This window comes from Reticulibacter mediterranei, from assembly GCF_016587455.1.
In genome coordinates, this window is sequence record NZ_BNJK01000001.1 from 3,432,400 (window position 1) to 3,449,367 (window position 16,968).

The following is a 16,968-nucleotide window of genomic DNA, read 5'->3' on the forward strand; positions in this document are numbered from 1 at the left end:
ACCGGAGGGCTAAACCAATAATAAAAGCTATGTTGTCGGGCAATCTGTTCGCTGAGCATTGTTTTTTCCGTCGATTGTATTTTTTTTCTGTGCCAGTTGAGGTATTTCATTTTTCAGCTTCCCCAACTCGCTGTTAAGATTATAAGGGCGCTATAGATTACATGTCAAGGGTCGCCAGCAGAATAGCTATGTGAGAACTATCCACAATATGCCGGAGAGAATAGATAGCATAGAAAATAGCTCTCTTATGGACCAGCTTATCCATTGACATCAGACCTCGTTTTGGGCTACGTTGTCTCCAACACCATAGCAACCAATGCAGGATGAAAGCGCGCCTGGTATGGCTCTACGTCCGGCGCCTCTATTTTTAGATGATTTTTAACAAGCAAAGTGGTCAGGTATTTCGTAGTGGAGCGATTGATCGCGTTGGTGGAACCGCTTGTGAAGCCGCACCAACGCGATCAATCGCTCCACTACGAATGACATTGCCGATTTGAAGGGAATATATGAGACATCTACCCTTATTAGATAACCAGCACTGGCAATTCAAGCTGCGTGATCCAGCCCTGGCGCTGACGGACGATTTTTCCAGCGGCGAGGGCTGGCTAGCTGCCAGTGTTCCCGGTACGATCCATCAGGATTTACTGGCAACCGAACAGATTCCCGATCCATTCTTCGGATTGAATGAAGCCCAGGTGCAATGGGTGGGTGAGCGCGACTGGCTGTATCGCTGCGAATTTGTCCTGCCGCCCGATTTCAAGAACGAGGAGACCATCGCTCTGTGCAGCGCTGGACTCGATACCTTCGCAACCGTCTGGCTCAATGGCAAGCAGGTACTCGTCAGCGACAATATGTTTGTCTCACATCGCGTACCAGTCTCTGCCCTGCTGCGTCCTGGACGCAACAACTTACAGATCCTCTTTGAATCTGCACTGAGGCGTGGCAAAGAGCGAGAGGCTCAATATGGGCAATTGCCACTCTGGAACGGCGATTCAAGCCGCCTCTATGTGCGTAAGGCTCAGTATCATTATGGCTGGGATTGGGGTCCAACGCTGCTCACAGCTGGCATCTGGCGACCTCTCTGGTTAGAGGCGTACAGCGTGCGCATCGCCGATGTGCATTGTCCCGCCGAGGTTGCGCCTGATCTGGCGAGCGCCCATCTCCCCGTCAGCATCACGCTCGATGGCTCAGCACACACACATCTCTCTGCACACATTGCGCTCTATGCTCCTTCCAGCGAGGCGGTAACGCAGGTAACATTGCCAGTGACGGGTTCCGCAACTATCGAGCACGTTCTCACTATTGCTGCGCCTCTGCTCTGGTGGCCTCACGGCTATGGCGAGCAGGCACTCTATCGGCTGGTCATCACGCTTCAACACGACGGCGAGATCCTCGACAGCCGCGAGCAGCGCATAGGTCTGCGCCGCCTGCAACTGGTCCAACAGCCGCTCGCCGATGGCTCCGGGACGACCTTTCTGTTCGAGATCAACAATACTCCCATCTTCTGTGGTGGCGCAAACTGGATTCCCGCCGATCTGTTTGTACCTCGCATCTCCCACAATCGCTATCGCGCCTGGTTGCAAATGGCTGCCGATGCCAATATGGTGATGTTGCGTGTCTGGGGCGGTGGCATCTATGAAGAGGATATATTCTACGATCTCTGCGACGAACTGGGTCTGCTCGTCTGGCAGGATTTTATGTTTGCGTGCGGCCTCTATCCTGCTCACAAGGAGTTTCGCGAGAGCGTGCGCAGCGAGGCCGAAGATGCAGTGCGACGCCTGCGCCATCATCCCTGCATCGCGCTTTGGAGCGGCAACAACGAAGATTACGTAGTGGCTAGCTCGAAGGGCGTCTATGATGCAACCTTCAATGGAGATTTCACGCAAACCGCCTTCCCCGCTCGCGCCATCTACGAACAGATCTTGCCGCAGGTCTGTGCTACGCTCGATCCGACGCGCACCTACTGGCCCGGCAGTCCCTATAGCGGCGGCGCAAATGGCAACACCAACGATCCACATGTCGGCGATCAACACGTCTGGGATGTCTGGCACGGCAATATGGCCCCGTATCAGAACTATCCACAACTGGCCGGAACGTTTGTCAGCGAGTTTGGAATGGAATCCTTTTCCGAGCTGGCAACCATCGTTTCTTTCACTGAACCCGACGAGCGCTATCCACAGAGCCGCACGCTGGATCTGCATAACAAAGCCGATGGTGGTTCGGAGCGGCTCGCCAGCTATCTCGTCCGCAATATTCGCGTGCCAGAGCACCTTGACGAGTATGTCTATGCCACCCAGTTTATCCAGGCGGAAGCGATGACCTCGGCCTTTCGTGGCTGGCGGCGACGCTGGCGAGGACAGGGATATCAGGAACGCTACACAGCAGGTGCGCTGGTCTGGCAACTCAACGACTGCTGGCCCGTCACAAGCTGGGCGATTATCGATAGCCAACTGCATCCCAAACCCGCCTACTATGCAATACGGCGCGAACTGGCTCCCTTCGCCGCTGGCATTGCACGCCTTTCAGACGAACGAGTTGCAATCTGGGCCGTCAACAGCCTGGAAACTGCGCTGGAAGCCGATTTGGAGATAAACATCTGGTCGCTCATGGGCGAGCTAGTTGCGAGTGAACGCGTTCAGGTTGTGCTTGCCCCCAACCAGTCCAGCGAGCTGCGAGAAATTGAGGACCATTTGAGCGAGAAACACATTGTGGCGGTGCGGTTGGTAAAGGATGGCACGGTGATTGCGCGTGCGGCGCTCTGGCCCGAACCCTTCAAGTATCTCACGTTGCCCGATCCCGCAATCACCGTCGAACACCTGGAACACAACGCCATCCGCGTCCAGGTGAAGCGGCCCGCAAAGGGCGTCTGGCTCTCCGCAGGTGATGGCGTGTCCTGGAGCGATAATATGCTAGATGTCTTCCCCGATGATCCCCAGGTAGTCGTCGCCACAAAGCTTGCTCATGATGCACCTGTTCAGGTGCGGTGGCTCAAGGGGTAAGAAAACAAATCATCACAATTGGTGCATCCACGAACTCCTCCGGGGGGAAGGCCGAATATGGCAGGGGCGATGGCTGGTCCTCGCCCGTTCTGCCCCAATTGTGTGTAGTGAACCAGGGCGAGGACCAGCCATCGCCCCTGCCATATTCAGGTGGTCCTCGCCGTCTCATTTGCCAAACGCATCAACAATCCATTTTATGCAAGCTGTGGTAAGGAAAAGCCCCAATCAAGCAATTGCCGGGTATCTTCCAGGCGTTGCGCCGCTCCCTTGCTCTGGAGAATAGCGCCGATCAGGTGGCGATCCCGGCTGGTTGCGGAGAAGACGAGGCAATAGCCAGCGAGAGGTCCATAGCCGGTTTTGATGCCGGTCGCGCCAGCATAACAGCAGAGCAGGCTGTTGGTGGTTTCCCAGGTATAGGCGCGATGAAACGGGGTGGCAGGCAGGATATAGCGCTGCAACTGCACCACCTGCGCAAAAAGGGGGTTTGCCAGGGCATAGCGGGCAAGATGCACAAGATCCCTGGCGGTGGAGTAGTGGTCTGCCTGCCGCTCCCGATAGGCAAAGCCACAGGGATTGGAGTAATGGGTCTGGGTCAAATGGAGCCGCTTTGCATAGTCGTTCATCAATTTTACAAAACCGGCAGTCGTGCCACTGATAAATCGAGCGATAGTCAGAGCAGCTTCATCGCCGGAAGGGAGCAGCATCGCATAGAGCAGATCTTTGAGCAGGATACGATCGCCGGCAACCAGGTCCGCGCCACGAAAGCCATCGATCCTGATGATTTCATTGATCACCTCCTGCTCTATGGTGATGGTCTCATGCAGATCGGCCTCTTCAATGGCGATAATGGCTGTCATAATCTTCGTCGTACTGGCAATAGGGAGGCGCTGCTGGCCGCGAATATCGACCAGTAGCGAGTTACTGCTGGCATCCAGCAGGCAGGCCGCGGTGGCCTGGACCGCCACTGGATAGGCGGGCAGAAACGGCGCTGGCTGTGCGGAAAGAGGGTCAGTCTCTCGCTTCTGCGCAAGCGCTGCGTGAGGAGGAAGGCCGGTACACGCCCATTGTCGAAAAGCATCGCGCCACTGCACTGGGATCGCCAGTTGCTCGATCAGGAGATCAGCTAATTGCAAAGATGGCCGTCGCTCATCGGCCTCTATCTTCCGAATCGTCACAGCGGCACAATGAATGCGCCCCGCCAGTTCTCCCTGAGTCAATCGATAGCGTTTCCTCTGCGCTTTGAGCCATGTACCAAATGAAGTATCCCGGTAGTTTATCCACTCCATGAAGAAAGTTCCTGCATACTGAATAGATGGATAGGTTTTCCCTGTTATTGTATCGCTTATTGTATCGCAAAGGCTCTCCCCCTGACAATGCATGATGGCTATGATTACGAGGTAAACATATCTATCCCATCATCAGGAGGTTGAGATTTGAATATCGGCTCAAATATACGACGATTGGGTGTATTCATGACGGCGCTATTTCTGGCATTGAGTGCTGGCCTCGTATACTGGCAGGTCATTGCAGCAAGTGCCGTTACCGCCAATGTCCATAATGGCCGTGCCTGCCTCCCCGCGAATGCTCCGATACGTGGGCGCATCTTTGATCGCAACGGCGTGCTGCTGGCGGACTCAAAACCGGACAAGAACGCTCCCTGCGGCTATCTGCGCCATTATTACGAACCCTCTCTTGCCGCATTGATCGGCTATTATATCAGTCCGCTCTATCCCTCAACTGGGCTGGAACGACAATATGATGCCTATCTGAGTGGAGATGTCGGTGCAACTGCTTTGGGAACAATGGGCAATAAACTCCTGCATCGTCCACCAGTCGGCGATGATCTCTATCTTACTATCGATGTGCGTATCCAACGTCTCGTCGACCGGCACTTCGATGATCCAATTGTTATTGACAATGAAAATACGTTTAAGTCAGATAGCGGCGCAGTGATCGTGATGGACCCGCATACGGGAGAGGTACTGGCGATGCTCAGTCGCCCCAGCTTTGATCCCAACAAGCTCGTCTCGACCGTCGCCAGGGGTGATCTCTCATACTACAATGCTCTCGCGAACAATAAGGGGCAACCACTGCTCATGAAGCCGATCCAAGATACCTACATTCCTGGTTCGAGCTACAAAGCCGTAACGTTGATGGCCGCCCTCGATACGGGCAAAACCAGCTTGCAGACAACCTTTGATGAGCAACACGCCAGGGGACCGATCTTTGTCAACGGGCAACAGATCGGCCCGATTGGGAATAATATCGATCCCTACACCTATCGTTTCCCCGTGACCAGCGAATACGGCTTTGTCCATTCCGATAATGTCATCTTTGCACAGCTTGGCCTCAAGCTTGGTTTCAACGCCTGGCAGGACTATAATCAGCGCTTCTATATGGGGCAGGCGATCCCATTTGATCTGCCAGTGGTCAAGAGCAGCATTTTGAAAAGCCAGCCAACCTTGAACGAGAACGAACTGGCCGCCGAAGCCTTCGGTCAGGGCTACGATGCCGTCACGCCGCTACAAATGGCGCTGTTTAATAATGCGATTGCCAGCAATGGACATTTGATGCGACCTATGCTGCTGGCGAAGATCGTTGCCCCCAACAAGGAACCAGTGCAGATCAACAGCCCGGAGCTGTTACGCGCGCCCATCTCGGCACAAACGGCGGCTCAGGTGCGGCAGGCGATGTTCGGCGTGATTCGCTGTGGCTCCGGCTCCGTCGTACCCGCCCTGCTCAACTCGCCCGTGAGCATTATCGGCAAAACCAGCACCGGGCAGGTAAGCGATGCAGGCAATATCGCAGCGCATGGCTGGATGATTACCCAGGCTCCCTACTCTGTCACCCAGCCAGAGCAGCTTCCCCGGCTCACAATTGTCGCAATGAAGCAGAACAGCGGCGAGGGAGGTGCTTCTGTTGGCCCTATGATTGCTGCGATGTACCAGGACATCTTCTCTCATGGTTACGTCAAAGCGTCGAACCCTCCAGCACCACCAGCGAACTATTGCTGCTCTACCGGGCTGTTGCAGTGCCGTTAGGGGTGGAGATGGGACATATAGTAAAGAATAACAGCACAAAAGGCAGGGCTTTCCAGTTCTCCGCTCAAAGGGGGGCAGGGGTCTCCCTGCCGGGGCCTGGGGCGTCCCCAGTTTCCTTCCCTCCTTCGCGCGCCGCCTGCGGCGGCGCGCAAAAGAGAAGAAAAAAGGTTTTTGCGGGGACACCCCGCACCCCGGCAAAGGGCTGCCGCCCTCTGCACTCCCGCTAGATGGGAGAATTGGAAAGCCCTGGCACAAAAGGTGAGTTTATTGACAAAATCAGAACCCCCTCTCTATAATAGGGGCATCGACCGCTCAATCCAGCATTGCAGGGCATCTAAGGACAGATGCCCTCTTGTTTTTTCCGCGAAAAACCACAATACATGAGGGTCGATCATTCATTGAAATATTGAAAAGCGCTCACTTTTCAACCTGGGGTTGAAAATGGGAAAGGGGGTTGTTAGCAATGTTGCCGGAAGACGATGAGAAACCCGAACCCACATCAGCAGACGTAGGGACACCTGAAGCCCCATCATCAGAGGCGGCAGGTCGAAGACGAGGGGGACACACCATCCGCGCAAAATATGGCGAAGACTACTATAAAAAAATCGGCAAAAAAGGAGGAAAAGCACTCAAGGAGCAACGTGGGAACGAGTATTACCGCACCATTGCTCAAAAAGGCGGCCAGGCCAACGTCAACAAGTATGGCCCGGAGCATTTTAGCAATATGGGCAAACTGGGCGGAAATACCACTAAACAGCGCCAGGACTCTGATTTTTATAGACGTATCGGTAGGCTAGGGGGTGCCGCCAGGCGTCGTAAAAAGTCACCCGACAGCAACGATTCATAAAGCTGGTATCATCGAGAAAACACAACGGACGACCATAAAGGTCGCACCCTGCCATATACGGGTCGCGCGGGCTACCATCGTATATGGCAGGGTGCGACCTTTATGGTCGTCCGTTGGTCCCCTGCCAAAATTTGACATATACCACTGCATGCCCTTGTCATAGCAATTCCACAATCTCAGACTTCCGCCTGTTGCTTGCCGCTGTTTGTCTTCAGGCGGGCCAGCCCTTCAGCGATGGCTGTTGCCACACCGGTTTCTGCCGTTTGACGAGCGACCTGGAGAGCATTTTTGATGGCTCTGGCATTGGAGCGACCGTGCGAAACGATAGCAGCTCCGTTAACGCCAAGCAGGGGCACACCGCCATACTCGGCATAATCAAGGCGTTTGAACATCTTGCGCAATCCGGGGGCCAGGACAGCCGCCGCCAGCTTGTTGATGAGCGTGCTGGACATCTGCTCTCGCAGCATGCCGATCAGTGCTTCGGCCAACCCTTCACTGAGCTTCAAAACCACGTTCCCAACGAAGCCATCACAAACCACCACGTCGGCACTGCCAGTTGGGATATCACGTCCCTCAACGTTGCCGATAAAATTCAAGCCCAGAATCTCAGCATCGGCTTTTATTAATTGATACGTATCGATGACGAGTTGATTGCCTTTCCCTTCTTCCTCTCCATTGGCGAGCAGACCGACGCGCGGCGAGGCAACATGAAAGATGCGATCCATGTAAATCGATCCCATCAGGGCAAATTGCAAGAGATATTCCGGCTTGCAATCGGCGTTGGCCCCCATATCGATCACCAGACATGGGCCAGTACGAGCGGGAAAAACGCCGCCCAGCGCGGGGCGTTCCACCCCCGGCAGGCGTTTGAGAGTAAAGAGAGAGGCCGCGAGCATTGCGCCGCTATTTCCGGCTGAAACAGCTCCGATTGCCTGACCATCGCGAACCAGCTCCAGGGCGAGATTCATCGACGCTTTCTTTTTACGACGAACAGCATTGGCGGGATGCTCGCCCATCTCAATCACCTCATCGGTGTGGAGAATGGGCAGATCGAGTCCAGTTACATCATGTTTTGCAAGCTCGGCCCGAATAGCATCCTCACGCCCAACAAGATAGACGCCCATATCAAACTCGCGTGCAGCCTGGACAGCGCCGGCCACAATCTCGCCAGGAGCCTTATCACCGCCCATAGCGTCCAGAGCAACCCGAACGGTCGAACTCATGAGTTTCTTCCTTCCGGCTCTCCGATAGTTGTTCTGACCAGATCCACCAGTTTGTCCAGATCAAACGGTTTATACACAATATGGCGGACGCCAGCATCGCGAAACTCTTGCTCTTCATTCGCCGCTCCGAGAAAGGCAGTGACAACAATGACAGGGATCTGGCGATCCAGTGCCATCTCCATCAGCTTGAGTTCATCGCGCCCATCGAGATATGGCATCATCAGATCGAGCAAAACCAGGTCAGGATTATGCTCACGAACGGCATCGTAGAAGCGTAGACTCTGCGTCGTCATATACGTTTCATACCCTTCATCGGCCAGTGCTTCGGTTAGCAGATCAGCGATGGTGGGGTCGTCATCCATAATCAATATTCTTTTCGCCATAAAACCAGCATTCCCCTCGTCATAAAAACAGCGTTCGGATAACGTTTGCCATTACTGGCACAGATACAGAAGTATTATAACACTATGCCGCATACGATACCATGTTTCATCCCCGAACGGGCAGGGCTTTCCAGTTCTCCGCTCAAAGGGGGGCAGGGGTCTCCCTGCCGGGGCCTGGGGCGTCCCCAGTTTCCTTCCCTCCTTCGCGCGCCGCCTGCGGCGGCGCGCAAAAGAGAAGAAAAAAGTTTTTTGCGGGGACACCCCGCACCCCGGCAAAGGGCTGCCGCCCTCTGCACTCCCGCTAGATAGGAGAATTGGAAAGCCCTGCCCGAACGGGTTAATGGAAATAAAAATAAAGTGAAAGAGATCTATTTATAAAGTTTTCGGCTCTTTTCGCGAGAAGAGATGCGTAGGAGTGTGAAAGAGTCCCTTGACAACGTGCGTCATTTGTACTACTGTACAGCAGTACTATATAATCTGGCACAAATGTTTTATAGGGAAAGGATCGCATGTCGCTGACCTCGCCATTATTCTGTGATCACTGCGGGGCCGGGAACCGAAGCCAGGCCAGGTTTTGCCGCGTCTGTGGTCGATCATTGCAACTCCTCACGAACGGATTTGGCACCACCAGCAATAGCACTATCGTCAATAGCACTATTACAATCAGTAACACTCTCACCGGGCTACTGACGCCACAACATGTGTTAAAGCAGCGTTACAGCATTCTCGGTCCCATCGGACGTGGCGGCTTTGGAGCTGTCTATAAAGCAACGGACCTGGAATTTGGTGGTCGGCTGGTTGCGGTCAAAGAGATGAGCCAGAATAACCTTTCCCCACAAGATCTGGCAGCAGCGGAAGATGCGCTGAAGCACGAGGCAATGCTGCTGGCAAGTCTGAAACATCCCAACCTACCCAGCATCTACGATCAGTTCACCGATGCTGGCCGCTCATATTTGGTGATGGATTATATAGAAGGGGAAACCCTGGAGCAGCTCATCGCCAGTCTGGGCAAGAAAAAAATGCCGACAGATAAGGTGCTGGAGATCGGCCTGCAACTCTGTTTGGTGCTTGAATATCTGCATACCCGCCAGCCACCAGTCATTTTCCGCGATCTCAAACCTGCCAACGTGATGATCACGCCTGCCGAGCATATCTATCTCATCGACTTCGGCATTGCACGCCACTTTAAACCGGGGCAGAAAAACGATACGACCGCTCTCGGCTCGTCAGGCTATGCCGCACCCGAACAATATGGACGCTCACAAACGAACGCTCGCGCCGATATCTACAGCCTGGGTGCAACCCTGCACCAGCTGCTCACCGGCGACGATCCTTCGGAAACCCCTTTTCAATTCTCGTGGCTTCATCTCAACGACTCCACACTGTCCGGCCTGGATACGTTGGTGATGAATATGGTCAGCGTCAATATCAATCAGCGACCGGAGACCGTCTCGCAGGTGAAACAGGAATTGCAGCGCATCGTAACGCAACATACTACGACGCATCCCCTGCCCGGAGTGCCAGCAGGCTATCAACAGCCGCCACAAAGACAGAAGCGCTCAAAGACGACCACACAGCAGCAAATTCCGCTTCAATCCAATACCCTGTGTGTTTGCTACGGCCACAACAGCCGAATCGCGGCGGTCGCATGGTCCCCTGATGGCAAGTTGCTTGCATCGGCCAGCTATGACAAAACCGTTCGGGTCTGGGATGCCGATCAGGGCAAGGTGATGCTGATCTATAAAGGACACTTTGCGCGCGTGAACGATCTGGCCTGGTCGCCTGATAGCAAGCTGATTGCATCCGCCAGCGATGATCGCACCGTCCACGTCTGGAATGCTGCGACAGGCGAGGTCGCCATCAACTACACAGGTCATAAGGGCATGGTTGATGCCGTCGCATGGTCCCCCGATGGCAAACAAATTGCATCCGCTGGAGAAGATGCCTGCGTCCATGTCTGGGATGCAGCAACCGGTGCACTGAGCTTCCAGTATAACGAGCATAAGGAGAAGGTCCAGACGATAGCATGGTCCCCCGATGGCAAGCGCATTGCCTCTGCGGGTAAAGATCGTCTGATTCACATCTGGAACCCTGCGCACGACCAACAAAAGCAGCCGCGCACCCTGTTTGAAAAAGTCTCGGAGAAGTTCTCCGCGCTCCTTTCTTCGACGCCCTGGCAAAAGACACTGCCGGGTCAATATGGCACGATCAATTCTGTAGCATGGTCCCCCGACAGTAAATACCTGGCCGCAGCCAGCAACGATCATCGCGTCCAGATCTGGGATGCGCTCACCAGCCATATCGTCTTCACGCACGGCACCAACGGCTCCGGCATAAAAAACATCGTCGCATGGTCGCCACAGGGAAAACATCTGGCAATCGGCAGCAATAACCGCACGGTGCAGATCTGGGATCTAACCGCCAACAATGCCGCAAGAGTTACTGAGACCTACGGTGGTCATGTTGGCTACGTCATCGCCGTCGCCTGGTCCCCCGATGGCACCCGCATTGCATCAGCCGGAGTTGACCGCACCGTACAGATCTGGCAGGCTTTTCCATCGGTCCCGTAGCAAAAACAATAGTACCGTAAATAGAACTGTAGAGAGAACAGTATAGTAAATAGTACATTTGACACTTGCACCATATTTACGTTTACCACTATGATCTAAAAGAAAGCGCTATTACCTGCTGACTGTTTTTTTGAAATAGTAAAATGTAATAGAGGAAAAAGCGAGATAGCTTATGTTTTGCGATCATTGCGGCGCGGACAATGTTGATACAGCCACTTCCTGTTTTGCCTGTCAGCGTTCCCTGACTCCCACTACGCCGGTCACAGGCGGCGCACGGGTATTGCTGTTGAGTAATACGCTGGTCAAAGGGCGCTACCGCATCATAAGTTGTATAGGTCAGGGCGGCTTTGGCTCGGTTTATAAGGCAGAAGATATACAACTGCACCGCCATGTGGCCATCAAAGAGATCGATCTCAGCCGATTAACGGCTCAGGAGATTATCGAGGCAACCGATGCATTCAATCGCGAGGTTTCGGCGCTTTCCCAGCTTCAGCATCCCAGCCTGCCGGAGATGTACGATCACTTTACTGATCGCGACCACTGGTATCTCATTATCAACTATATTGCTGGCGAGACGCTCGAACACTATCTGGAGCAGGCAGCGCTGAGCATCACTAATCCTGGCGGCATTCAGGTACAGGATGCGCTACGCATTAGCATTCAACTCTGCACCGTGCTTGACTATATGCATAAAAACTCGCCGCCAATTATTTTTCGCGATCTCAAACCCGCCAACATCATGCTTGCCCCGGGTCAACGAACATATCTGATCGATTTCGGTATTGCGCGTCGATTTAAGCCGGGCAAGACTCGCGATACAATCGCCTTTGGCTCGCCCGGCTATGCTGCTCCGGAACAATACGGCAAAGCGCAAACGACTCCGCGCTCCGATATCTACAGCCTGGGTGCCATCTTACACCAGATGTTGACCGGCAAAGATCCCTCGGAAATGCCATTCCAGTTTGTACCAATTCGCAGCTATCGCTCCTCGCTTCCCGCTGAGCTTGAGACATTGATTATCGAGATGGTGGATATGGCCCCACAGAAGCGACCGGCCAGCATGTTATATGTAAAAGACCGATTAGAGTATTTCTTGCAACATCTCGGCAGCTACTATACGGCTGGCTATCAGGCAGCCCTTCCTCTTAATAGCAAGAATCGAGTGACGCCCGGACATTCACAACCGCAGGGACGGACAGGATATGCTTCTTTCCCAGGAATAAACTCCGGCGCCGCCCCTGGTCAGCAACAAATATTCTACTCACCTTCGCACAATGCTCAGGGACAGATCTACTACACGCCATCGTCCCAGGCAGCAGCGAAGATGGGCAAACCACAAAAGAAAGGGACGACACGCCGCGCGGTCCTGATTACAGCAGGAGTCATGGCGTCAGCCTGGTTTTTCAGCAACCAGATATTCCAGAACCATGCTGATACCCCTGTCTCGTCCCCAGCGCCGATTCCGAGCGTAGCCTCTGGCTCGCCAATGAGCTTAAACTATCAAGCCGATTTTACCGGTCATACAGGCTTCATCAATGCTGTAGCGTGGTTGCAAACCTATGTGGTTTCGGCCAGTGATGATAAAACCATCCAGATATGGGACCCTCAATACGCAAGTACTACGCAAACTATTATCTGTCGCGGACACACACAGGCGGTAACAGCCGTAGCCTGTTCAGCAAACAATGTGGCTCTGGCATCCGGCTCCCTGGATAAGACGGTACGCCTCTGGGATAGCAGCGGCAAACAGCAAGCAATAGCTCATTTTCCCGCCGCCATTTATTCTGTCAGTTGGAATCCAAATAATAGTTCCCTTGCGGTAGCCTGCGGCAATGGGAAAGTCTATATCTGCAATGGAACCACACTAAAAACCATAAACATCTATACAGGGCACACAAAAAGTGTGCGTGCAGTTGCATGGTCGCTTGATGGTAGTTATATTGCATCAGGAGGAGAAGATACTAGCGTTCATGTCTGGGCAACAATTCCCAACGCAACAGCAATAACGATCTATCGTGGGCATTCCAACACAATCAACGCTCTCTCATGGTTATACGGAGGTGAATTGATCGCTTCAGGCAGCAGTGATCGCACAGTTCAGGTCTGGAATTCCACCACTGGTAGCACACAGACGCTCTATCTGGGACACATGACCAATGGAACCCCCACCTCTCAAGTAGATCTGAGTCAGAGCGCTCCGGCAGAAGTCTATGCAGTTGCCGGTCAACCTACTGGCCCGCTCATCGCTTCGGTAGGCAGCAATGGTACACTCCATATCTGGAATGCGACTAACGGAAAAGCAAGTCTCATCAAGCCCTTTGCCAATACCATTCTTAAAACCATAGCCTGGTCGCTCAACGGCACCTCGCTTGCCACTGCTGGCAGTGGTGGAAGTGTTCTCGTAGAGACTCTCTCTTCCTGATATCTCCTTGAAATCTCTTTTTGCATAATGTACCATTACAGATGAAAAGTCCAGGTTCGGTTCGTCCTGAAAGATAGCTTCGTTTGCGCTGGGCAGATCGTTGCCGTAGGCCTTTCAGCCCCTAGCTGTCATCTGAAGCAACGAACTCAAGATGCTCATCAAGATGCATCATGTCTCTAGTCTCTCTGATTTCTCTGGAGAGGTGTTCTTCATGGCACGTCTAGCCTTCTGCACTCTGTTTCTCAAGCCTTACTCTCGTCTTTGAGAGGAGGTGAGAAATATGATAGAGGCAATACTCGCGCTCTTCGGAGCCGGCAAGAAGTGCGATGAGTGCAAGAGGGGCAATCACTGCCGCGCGTGCAAGTGCTGCCGCTAGGACGCGAAACAAGCGCGTGCCGCTGTCGTTAGGACGCGGCACATACATATGATACCGATCTAGAGGAAGGAGTCTCGATCATGAGGGTGCGAGCAGGTCTGCTCGCACCCTCCCCTTGTAAACGACAGCTTCCTTCACCTCTTTTTCCATTCTCTCCCTATCAGCTTCCAAATGCCATTTCAGCCAGGTTAGCATCAGTGTATAGTATATTCAGGAAGAAGGAAGGCATTGCTCACTATTAGAACAGGAGAATATGCTGTGAAATTTGACCTCAACGAAGAGCAAGTAGATATTCGTGACATGGTACGTCATTTCACCGAGCAGGAAATTGCGCCGCACGCCGCAGCCTGGGACGAGGACTATTACTTTCCTCGCGAGATCTATACAAAGATGGGCGAGTTGGGTCTGATGGGCATGACGACGCCGGAAGCGTATGGAGGCAACCTGTTGAGCCGTTTGACGGGCGCACTGGTCTATGAAGAACTGGCAAAGGGCGACATGGCAACAGCCGTTGGCCTCTCGGTCCACAATATGATAACAGGCTCCCTGGCGCGCTATTGTGACGACGAACAACGCCAGCGCTGGGTTTCTCGCCTGGCAACAGGAAAACTGCTTGGCGCGTTCTCGCTCAGCGAGGCCGGGGCGGGATCGGATGCCGCCAGTCTGCAATGTCAGGCAAAACGACAGACTGATCGCTATATCCTCAATGGCACAAAAATGTGGGTGACAAACGGCGGCGAGGCCGATCTCTATCTGGTGATGGCACGCACACAGGCCGGTCGCAACGCTGGCGGCGTCTCCTGTTTTGTCGTCGAGAAGGGTACTCCTGGCTTCTCGTTCGGTAAGAGCGAGCGCAAAATGGGCCTCCATTCATCGCCAACCCGCGAACTGCTCTTTCAAGATTGCAGCATTCCTGCAAGCAATCGTATTGGCGATGAGGGGCAGGGCTTCAAAATCGCAATGGCCTCTCTCGATAGCGGGCGCATCAATATTGGTGCCATCGCAATCGGTGTGGCACAGGCAGCTTTCGAGGTGGCTCGCGACTATGCCGGGACGCGCCAGCAATTTGGTCATCCCATCTCCACCTTCCAGGCCATTCAATTCTTATTGGCCGATATGATGATGAAGATCGAGGCCGCACGCCTGCTGGTCTATGAGGCAGCTTACAAACTGGATGAAGGACAGGATGCGATTATGTATGCGGCAATGGCAAAATGTTTCGCGACCGATGCGGCTATGGAGATCACAACAAATGCGGTACAGGTGCTTGGCGGTGCTGGCTATGTGCGCGATTATCCCGTTGAACGCTATATGCGCGATGTCAAAGTGGCACAGATCTTTGAAGGCACCAACCAGATCCAGCGCATCGTGATAGCGAGGGCCATCTCAAGCAATCGGGGCTGAGTTGCGACTCTCAGTTACAAGCGGCGCGTGGCTGAATATGTTCTATGAATAATGCCATCCCTCGTTGTTGGTGTCAGATCGCATTTCAGCCACGCAGCAATGACATTACAATCCCCCGCGCCATTTTGCATGTTCCCAACCACAGGTACTATCTCTCTTCGCCGCAAGCACATCTGAAGCTCAACTCGTCTTTCGCCCGTGACGTATTTATAACAGAATAGATTGTATCGATACAACACAAGATACAGCACAAAAGGAACATTTATGCAACGCGTGAACTGGCAGCGCACCTATTACATCCTGGGCAGCATCGTTTTCCTGGGCATTATCTTCTGGGCCACCTGGTCCATCCTGGGCTACTTTGGGCTGGCCGTTATTCTGCTCCTGCTCTCAATGGCGGTCGCCTTCTTGCTCACACCCGTCGTTGATATCCTGGCAAGATGGGGAGTTCCTCGCCTGATCGCGGCTGCCCTGACGTACGCTGTCCTTTTTATCGTCCTGATTGCACTGGGCTATGCGCTCTCGCTCTCGCTCATCAGCCAGGTGCAATACTTCTCCACGCACCTGCCATCCTATGTTCAGGATCTCCCACACACCTATGCGCAGATCAACAACTTTCTGGTTTTGCACGGCATCCCACAAAGCAATATTGATAACACAATCAATCAGTTGGAGCGGGAAATTCAAAACTTCGCCAACACCGCTCTCACCAACCTGCTTGGCCTGTTTTTCCTTATCTCAGGCACATTTATCAATATTCTGGTGGTGATCGTCATCAGTTTCTATCTGACGCTCGATGGCAGGCGCGTGCGTAACAATATCATCAATCTGGCCCCGCAAAACTGGTTGCCACACGTGATGATCTTCGAGGACGCCCTCAGTCGCGTGGTCGGCAACTATATTCGCGGACAACTGACCCTGGCCTTCATTATCGGCATCCTGGCTGGCATCGGTTGCTGGTTCCTCGGACTCAGCCATTTTGCCCTGATTATCGGCGTGATGGCCTTCCTTTTTGAAACGATCCCAATGGTCGGTCCCGCGCTGGCCTCTATCCCGGCGCTTGCTATCTCGCTGCTGCTGCCCGATCCAGTGCCGCGCACCATCTATATCGCCATCTACTTTGTGCTGATCCAGGCAATCGAAAGTAACGTGCTGGGACCACGCATCGTCGGGCATGCAGTGGGACTACATCCCGTCGCCTCCATCCTGGCCCTGATCATCTTTGTGCAAATTTTCGGTCCCTTCGGGGCACTGCTGGCAACGCCCATTGTCGCTGCCATCTGGGTTGTAGCCGCCAGCATCTACCGCTCTGCTCATGGCGAAACCGCCGATCAGATCCTCGCCCACAAACGCGCCCCCTGGTTACAGCGCTCCCCCTGGATACGGATGCGCCATCAACGCACGCAGGAAGACCAATCAAAGGAGAGTAAACCGGAGACAACCGCAGCCTCCCCACATGCCAGCGACGAACCAGCCGATGATACCGATGCAGAAGAGGCCACGCTTTCAGGCAATATCAAGCCACCGCTCAATCGCCGTGTACGCGCCTATGTTTCAGATAAGGACAAAGAGCAAGAGAATAAGTGAAGCCGAATATGGCAGGGGCGACGGCTGGTCCTCGCCCGTTTCCCCCATTGTGCGGTGAACCAGGGCGAGGACCAGCCGTCGCCCCTGCCATATTCGGGTGACGCTCCCCATATTAC

Annotated in this window: 11 protein-coding genes; 7 read left to right on the forward strand and 4 right to left on the reverse strand. The window is 53.7% G+C overall.

What is annotated here, in order from left to right:
• Positions 1-506: 506 nt before the first annotated feature.
• Complete coding sequence (locus K3T83_RS14635) at positions 507-2,999, forward strand: beta-mannosidase (protein ID WP_220203708.1); 2,493 nt, start codon at positions 507-509, stop codon at positions 2,997-2,999.
• Positions 3,000-3,193: 194 nt separating this feature from the next.
• Here the strand turns inward: K3T83_RS14635 and K3T83_RS14640 are convergent, their stop codons facing one another.
• Positions 3,194-4,285: a serine hydrolase gene (locus K3T83_RS14640; protein WP_220203709.1), complete on the reverse strand. Its 1,092-nt coding sequence runs from the start codon at positions 4,283-4,285 to the stop codon at positions 3,194-3,196.
• A gap of 147 nt (positions 4,286-4,432) precedes the next feature.
• On the opposite strand from K3T83_RS14640, the gene K3T83_RS14645 reads away from it, so the two are divergent.
• Positions 4,433-6,040, forward strand: a complete 1,608-nt coding sequence (locus K3T83_RS14645; protein ID WP_236064901.1) for a peptidoglycan D,D-transpeptidase FtsI family protein — start codon at positions 4,433-4,435, stop codon at positions 6,038-6,040.
• Between the two features lie 463 nt (positions 6,041-6,503).
• Complete coding sequence (locus K3T83_RS14650; protein WP_220203710.1) at positions 6,504-6,887, forward strand: KGG domain-containing protein; 384 nt, start codon at positions 6,504-6,506, stop codon at positions 6,885-6,887.
• A gap of 176 nt (positions 6,888-7,063) precedes the next feature.
• On the opposite strand, the gene plsX is transcribed toward K3T83_RS14650, so the two are convergent.
• Together plsX and K3T83_RS14660 are read right to left on the reverse strand one after the other, a co-directional pair.
• Positions 7,064-8,110 carry a phosphate acyltransferase PlsX gene (plsX, locus tag K3T83_RS14655; RefSeq protein ID WP_220203711.1) on the reverse strand — a complete coding sequence of 349 codons (1,047 nt, stop codon included), beginning with the start codon at positions 8,108-8,110 and terminating at the stop codon, positions 7,064-7,066.
• A complete protein-coding gene (locus K3T83_RS14660; protein ID WP_220203712.1) occupies positions 8,107-8,493 on the reverse strand; it encodes a response regulator in 387 nt (128 codons plus the stop codon). Before K3T83_RS14660 ends, plsX begins: the two co-directional genes overlap by 4 nt.
• A 509-nt stretch (positions 8,494-9,002) precedes the next feature.
• Between K3T83_RS14660 and K3T83_RS14665 the strand changes: the two genes are divergently transcribed.
• On the forward strand, positions 9,003-11,063 hold the full coding sequence (locus K3T83_RS14665) for a serine/threonine-protein kinase (protein WP_220203713.1): 2,061 nt from the start codon (positions 9,003-9,005) through the stop codon (positions 11,061-11,063).
• A gap of 172 nt (positions 11,064-11,235) precedes the next feature.
• On the forward strand, positions 11,236-13,485 hold the full coding sequence (locus K3T83_RS14670) for a serine/threonine-protein kinase (protein WP_220203714.1): 2,250 nt from the start codon (positions 11,236-11,238) through the stop codon (positions 13,483-13,485).
• A 220-nt stretch (positions 13,486-13,705) separates the two neighbouring features.
• Here the strand turns inward: K3T83_RS14670 and K3T83_RS14675 are convergent, their stop codons facing one another.
• Complete coding sequence (locus K3T83_RS14675; RefSeq protein ID WP_220203715.1) at positions 13,706-13,909, reverse strand: hypothetical protein; 204 nt, start codon at positions 13,907-13,909, stop codon at positions 13,706-13,708.
• Between the two features lie 210 nt (positions 13,910-14,119).
• Between K3T83_RS14675 and K3T83_RS14680 the strand changes: the two genes are divergently transcribed.
• Together K3T83_RS14680 and K3T83_RS14685 are read left to right on the forward strand one after the other, a co-directional pair.
• Complete coding sequence (locus tag K3T83_RS14680; protein ID WP_220203716.1) at positions 14,120-15,265, forward strand: acyl-CoA dehydrogenase family protein; 1,146 nt, start codon at positions 14,120-14,122, stop codon at positions 15,263-15,265.
• Positions 15,266-15,529: 264 nt separating this feature from the next.
• On the forward strand, positions 15,530-16,852 hold the full coding sequence (locus K3T83_RS14685) for an AI-2E family transporter (RefSeq protein WP_220203717.1): 1,323 nt from the start codon (positions 15,530-15,532) through the stop codon (positions 16,850-16,852).
• Positions 16,853-16,968: the final 116 nt, after the last annotated feature.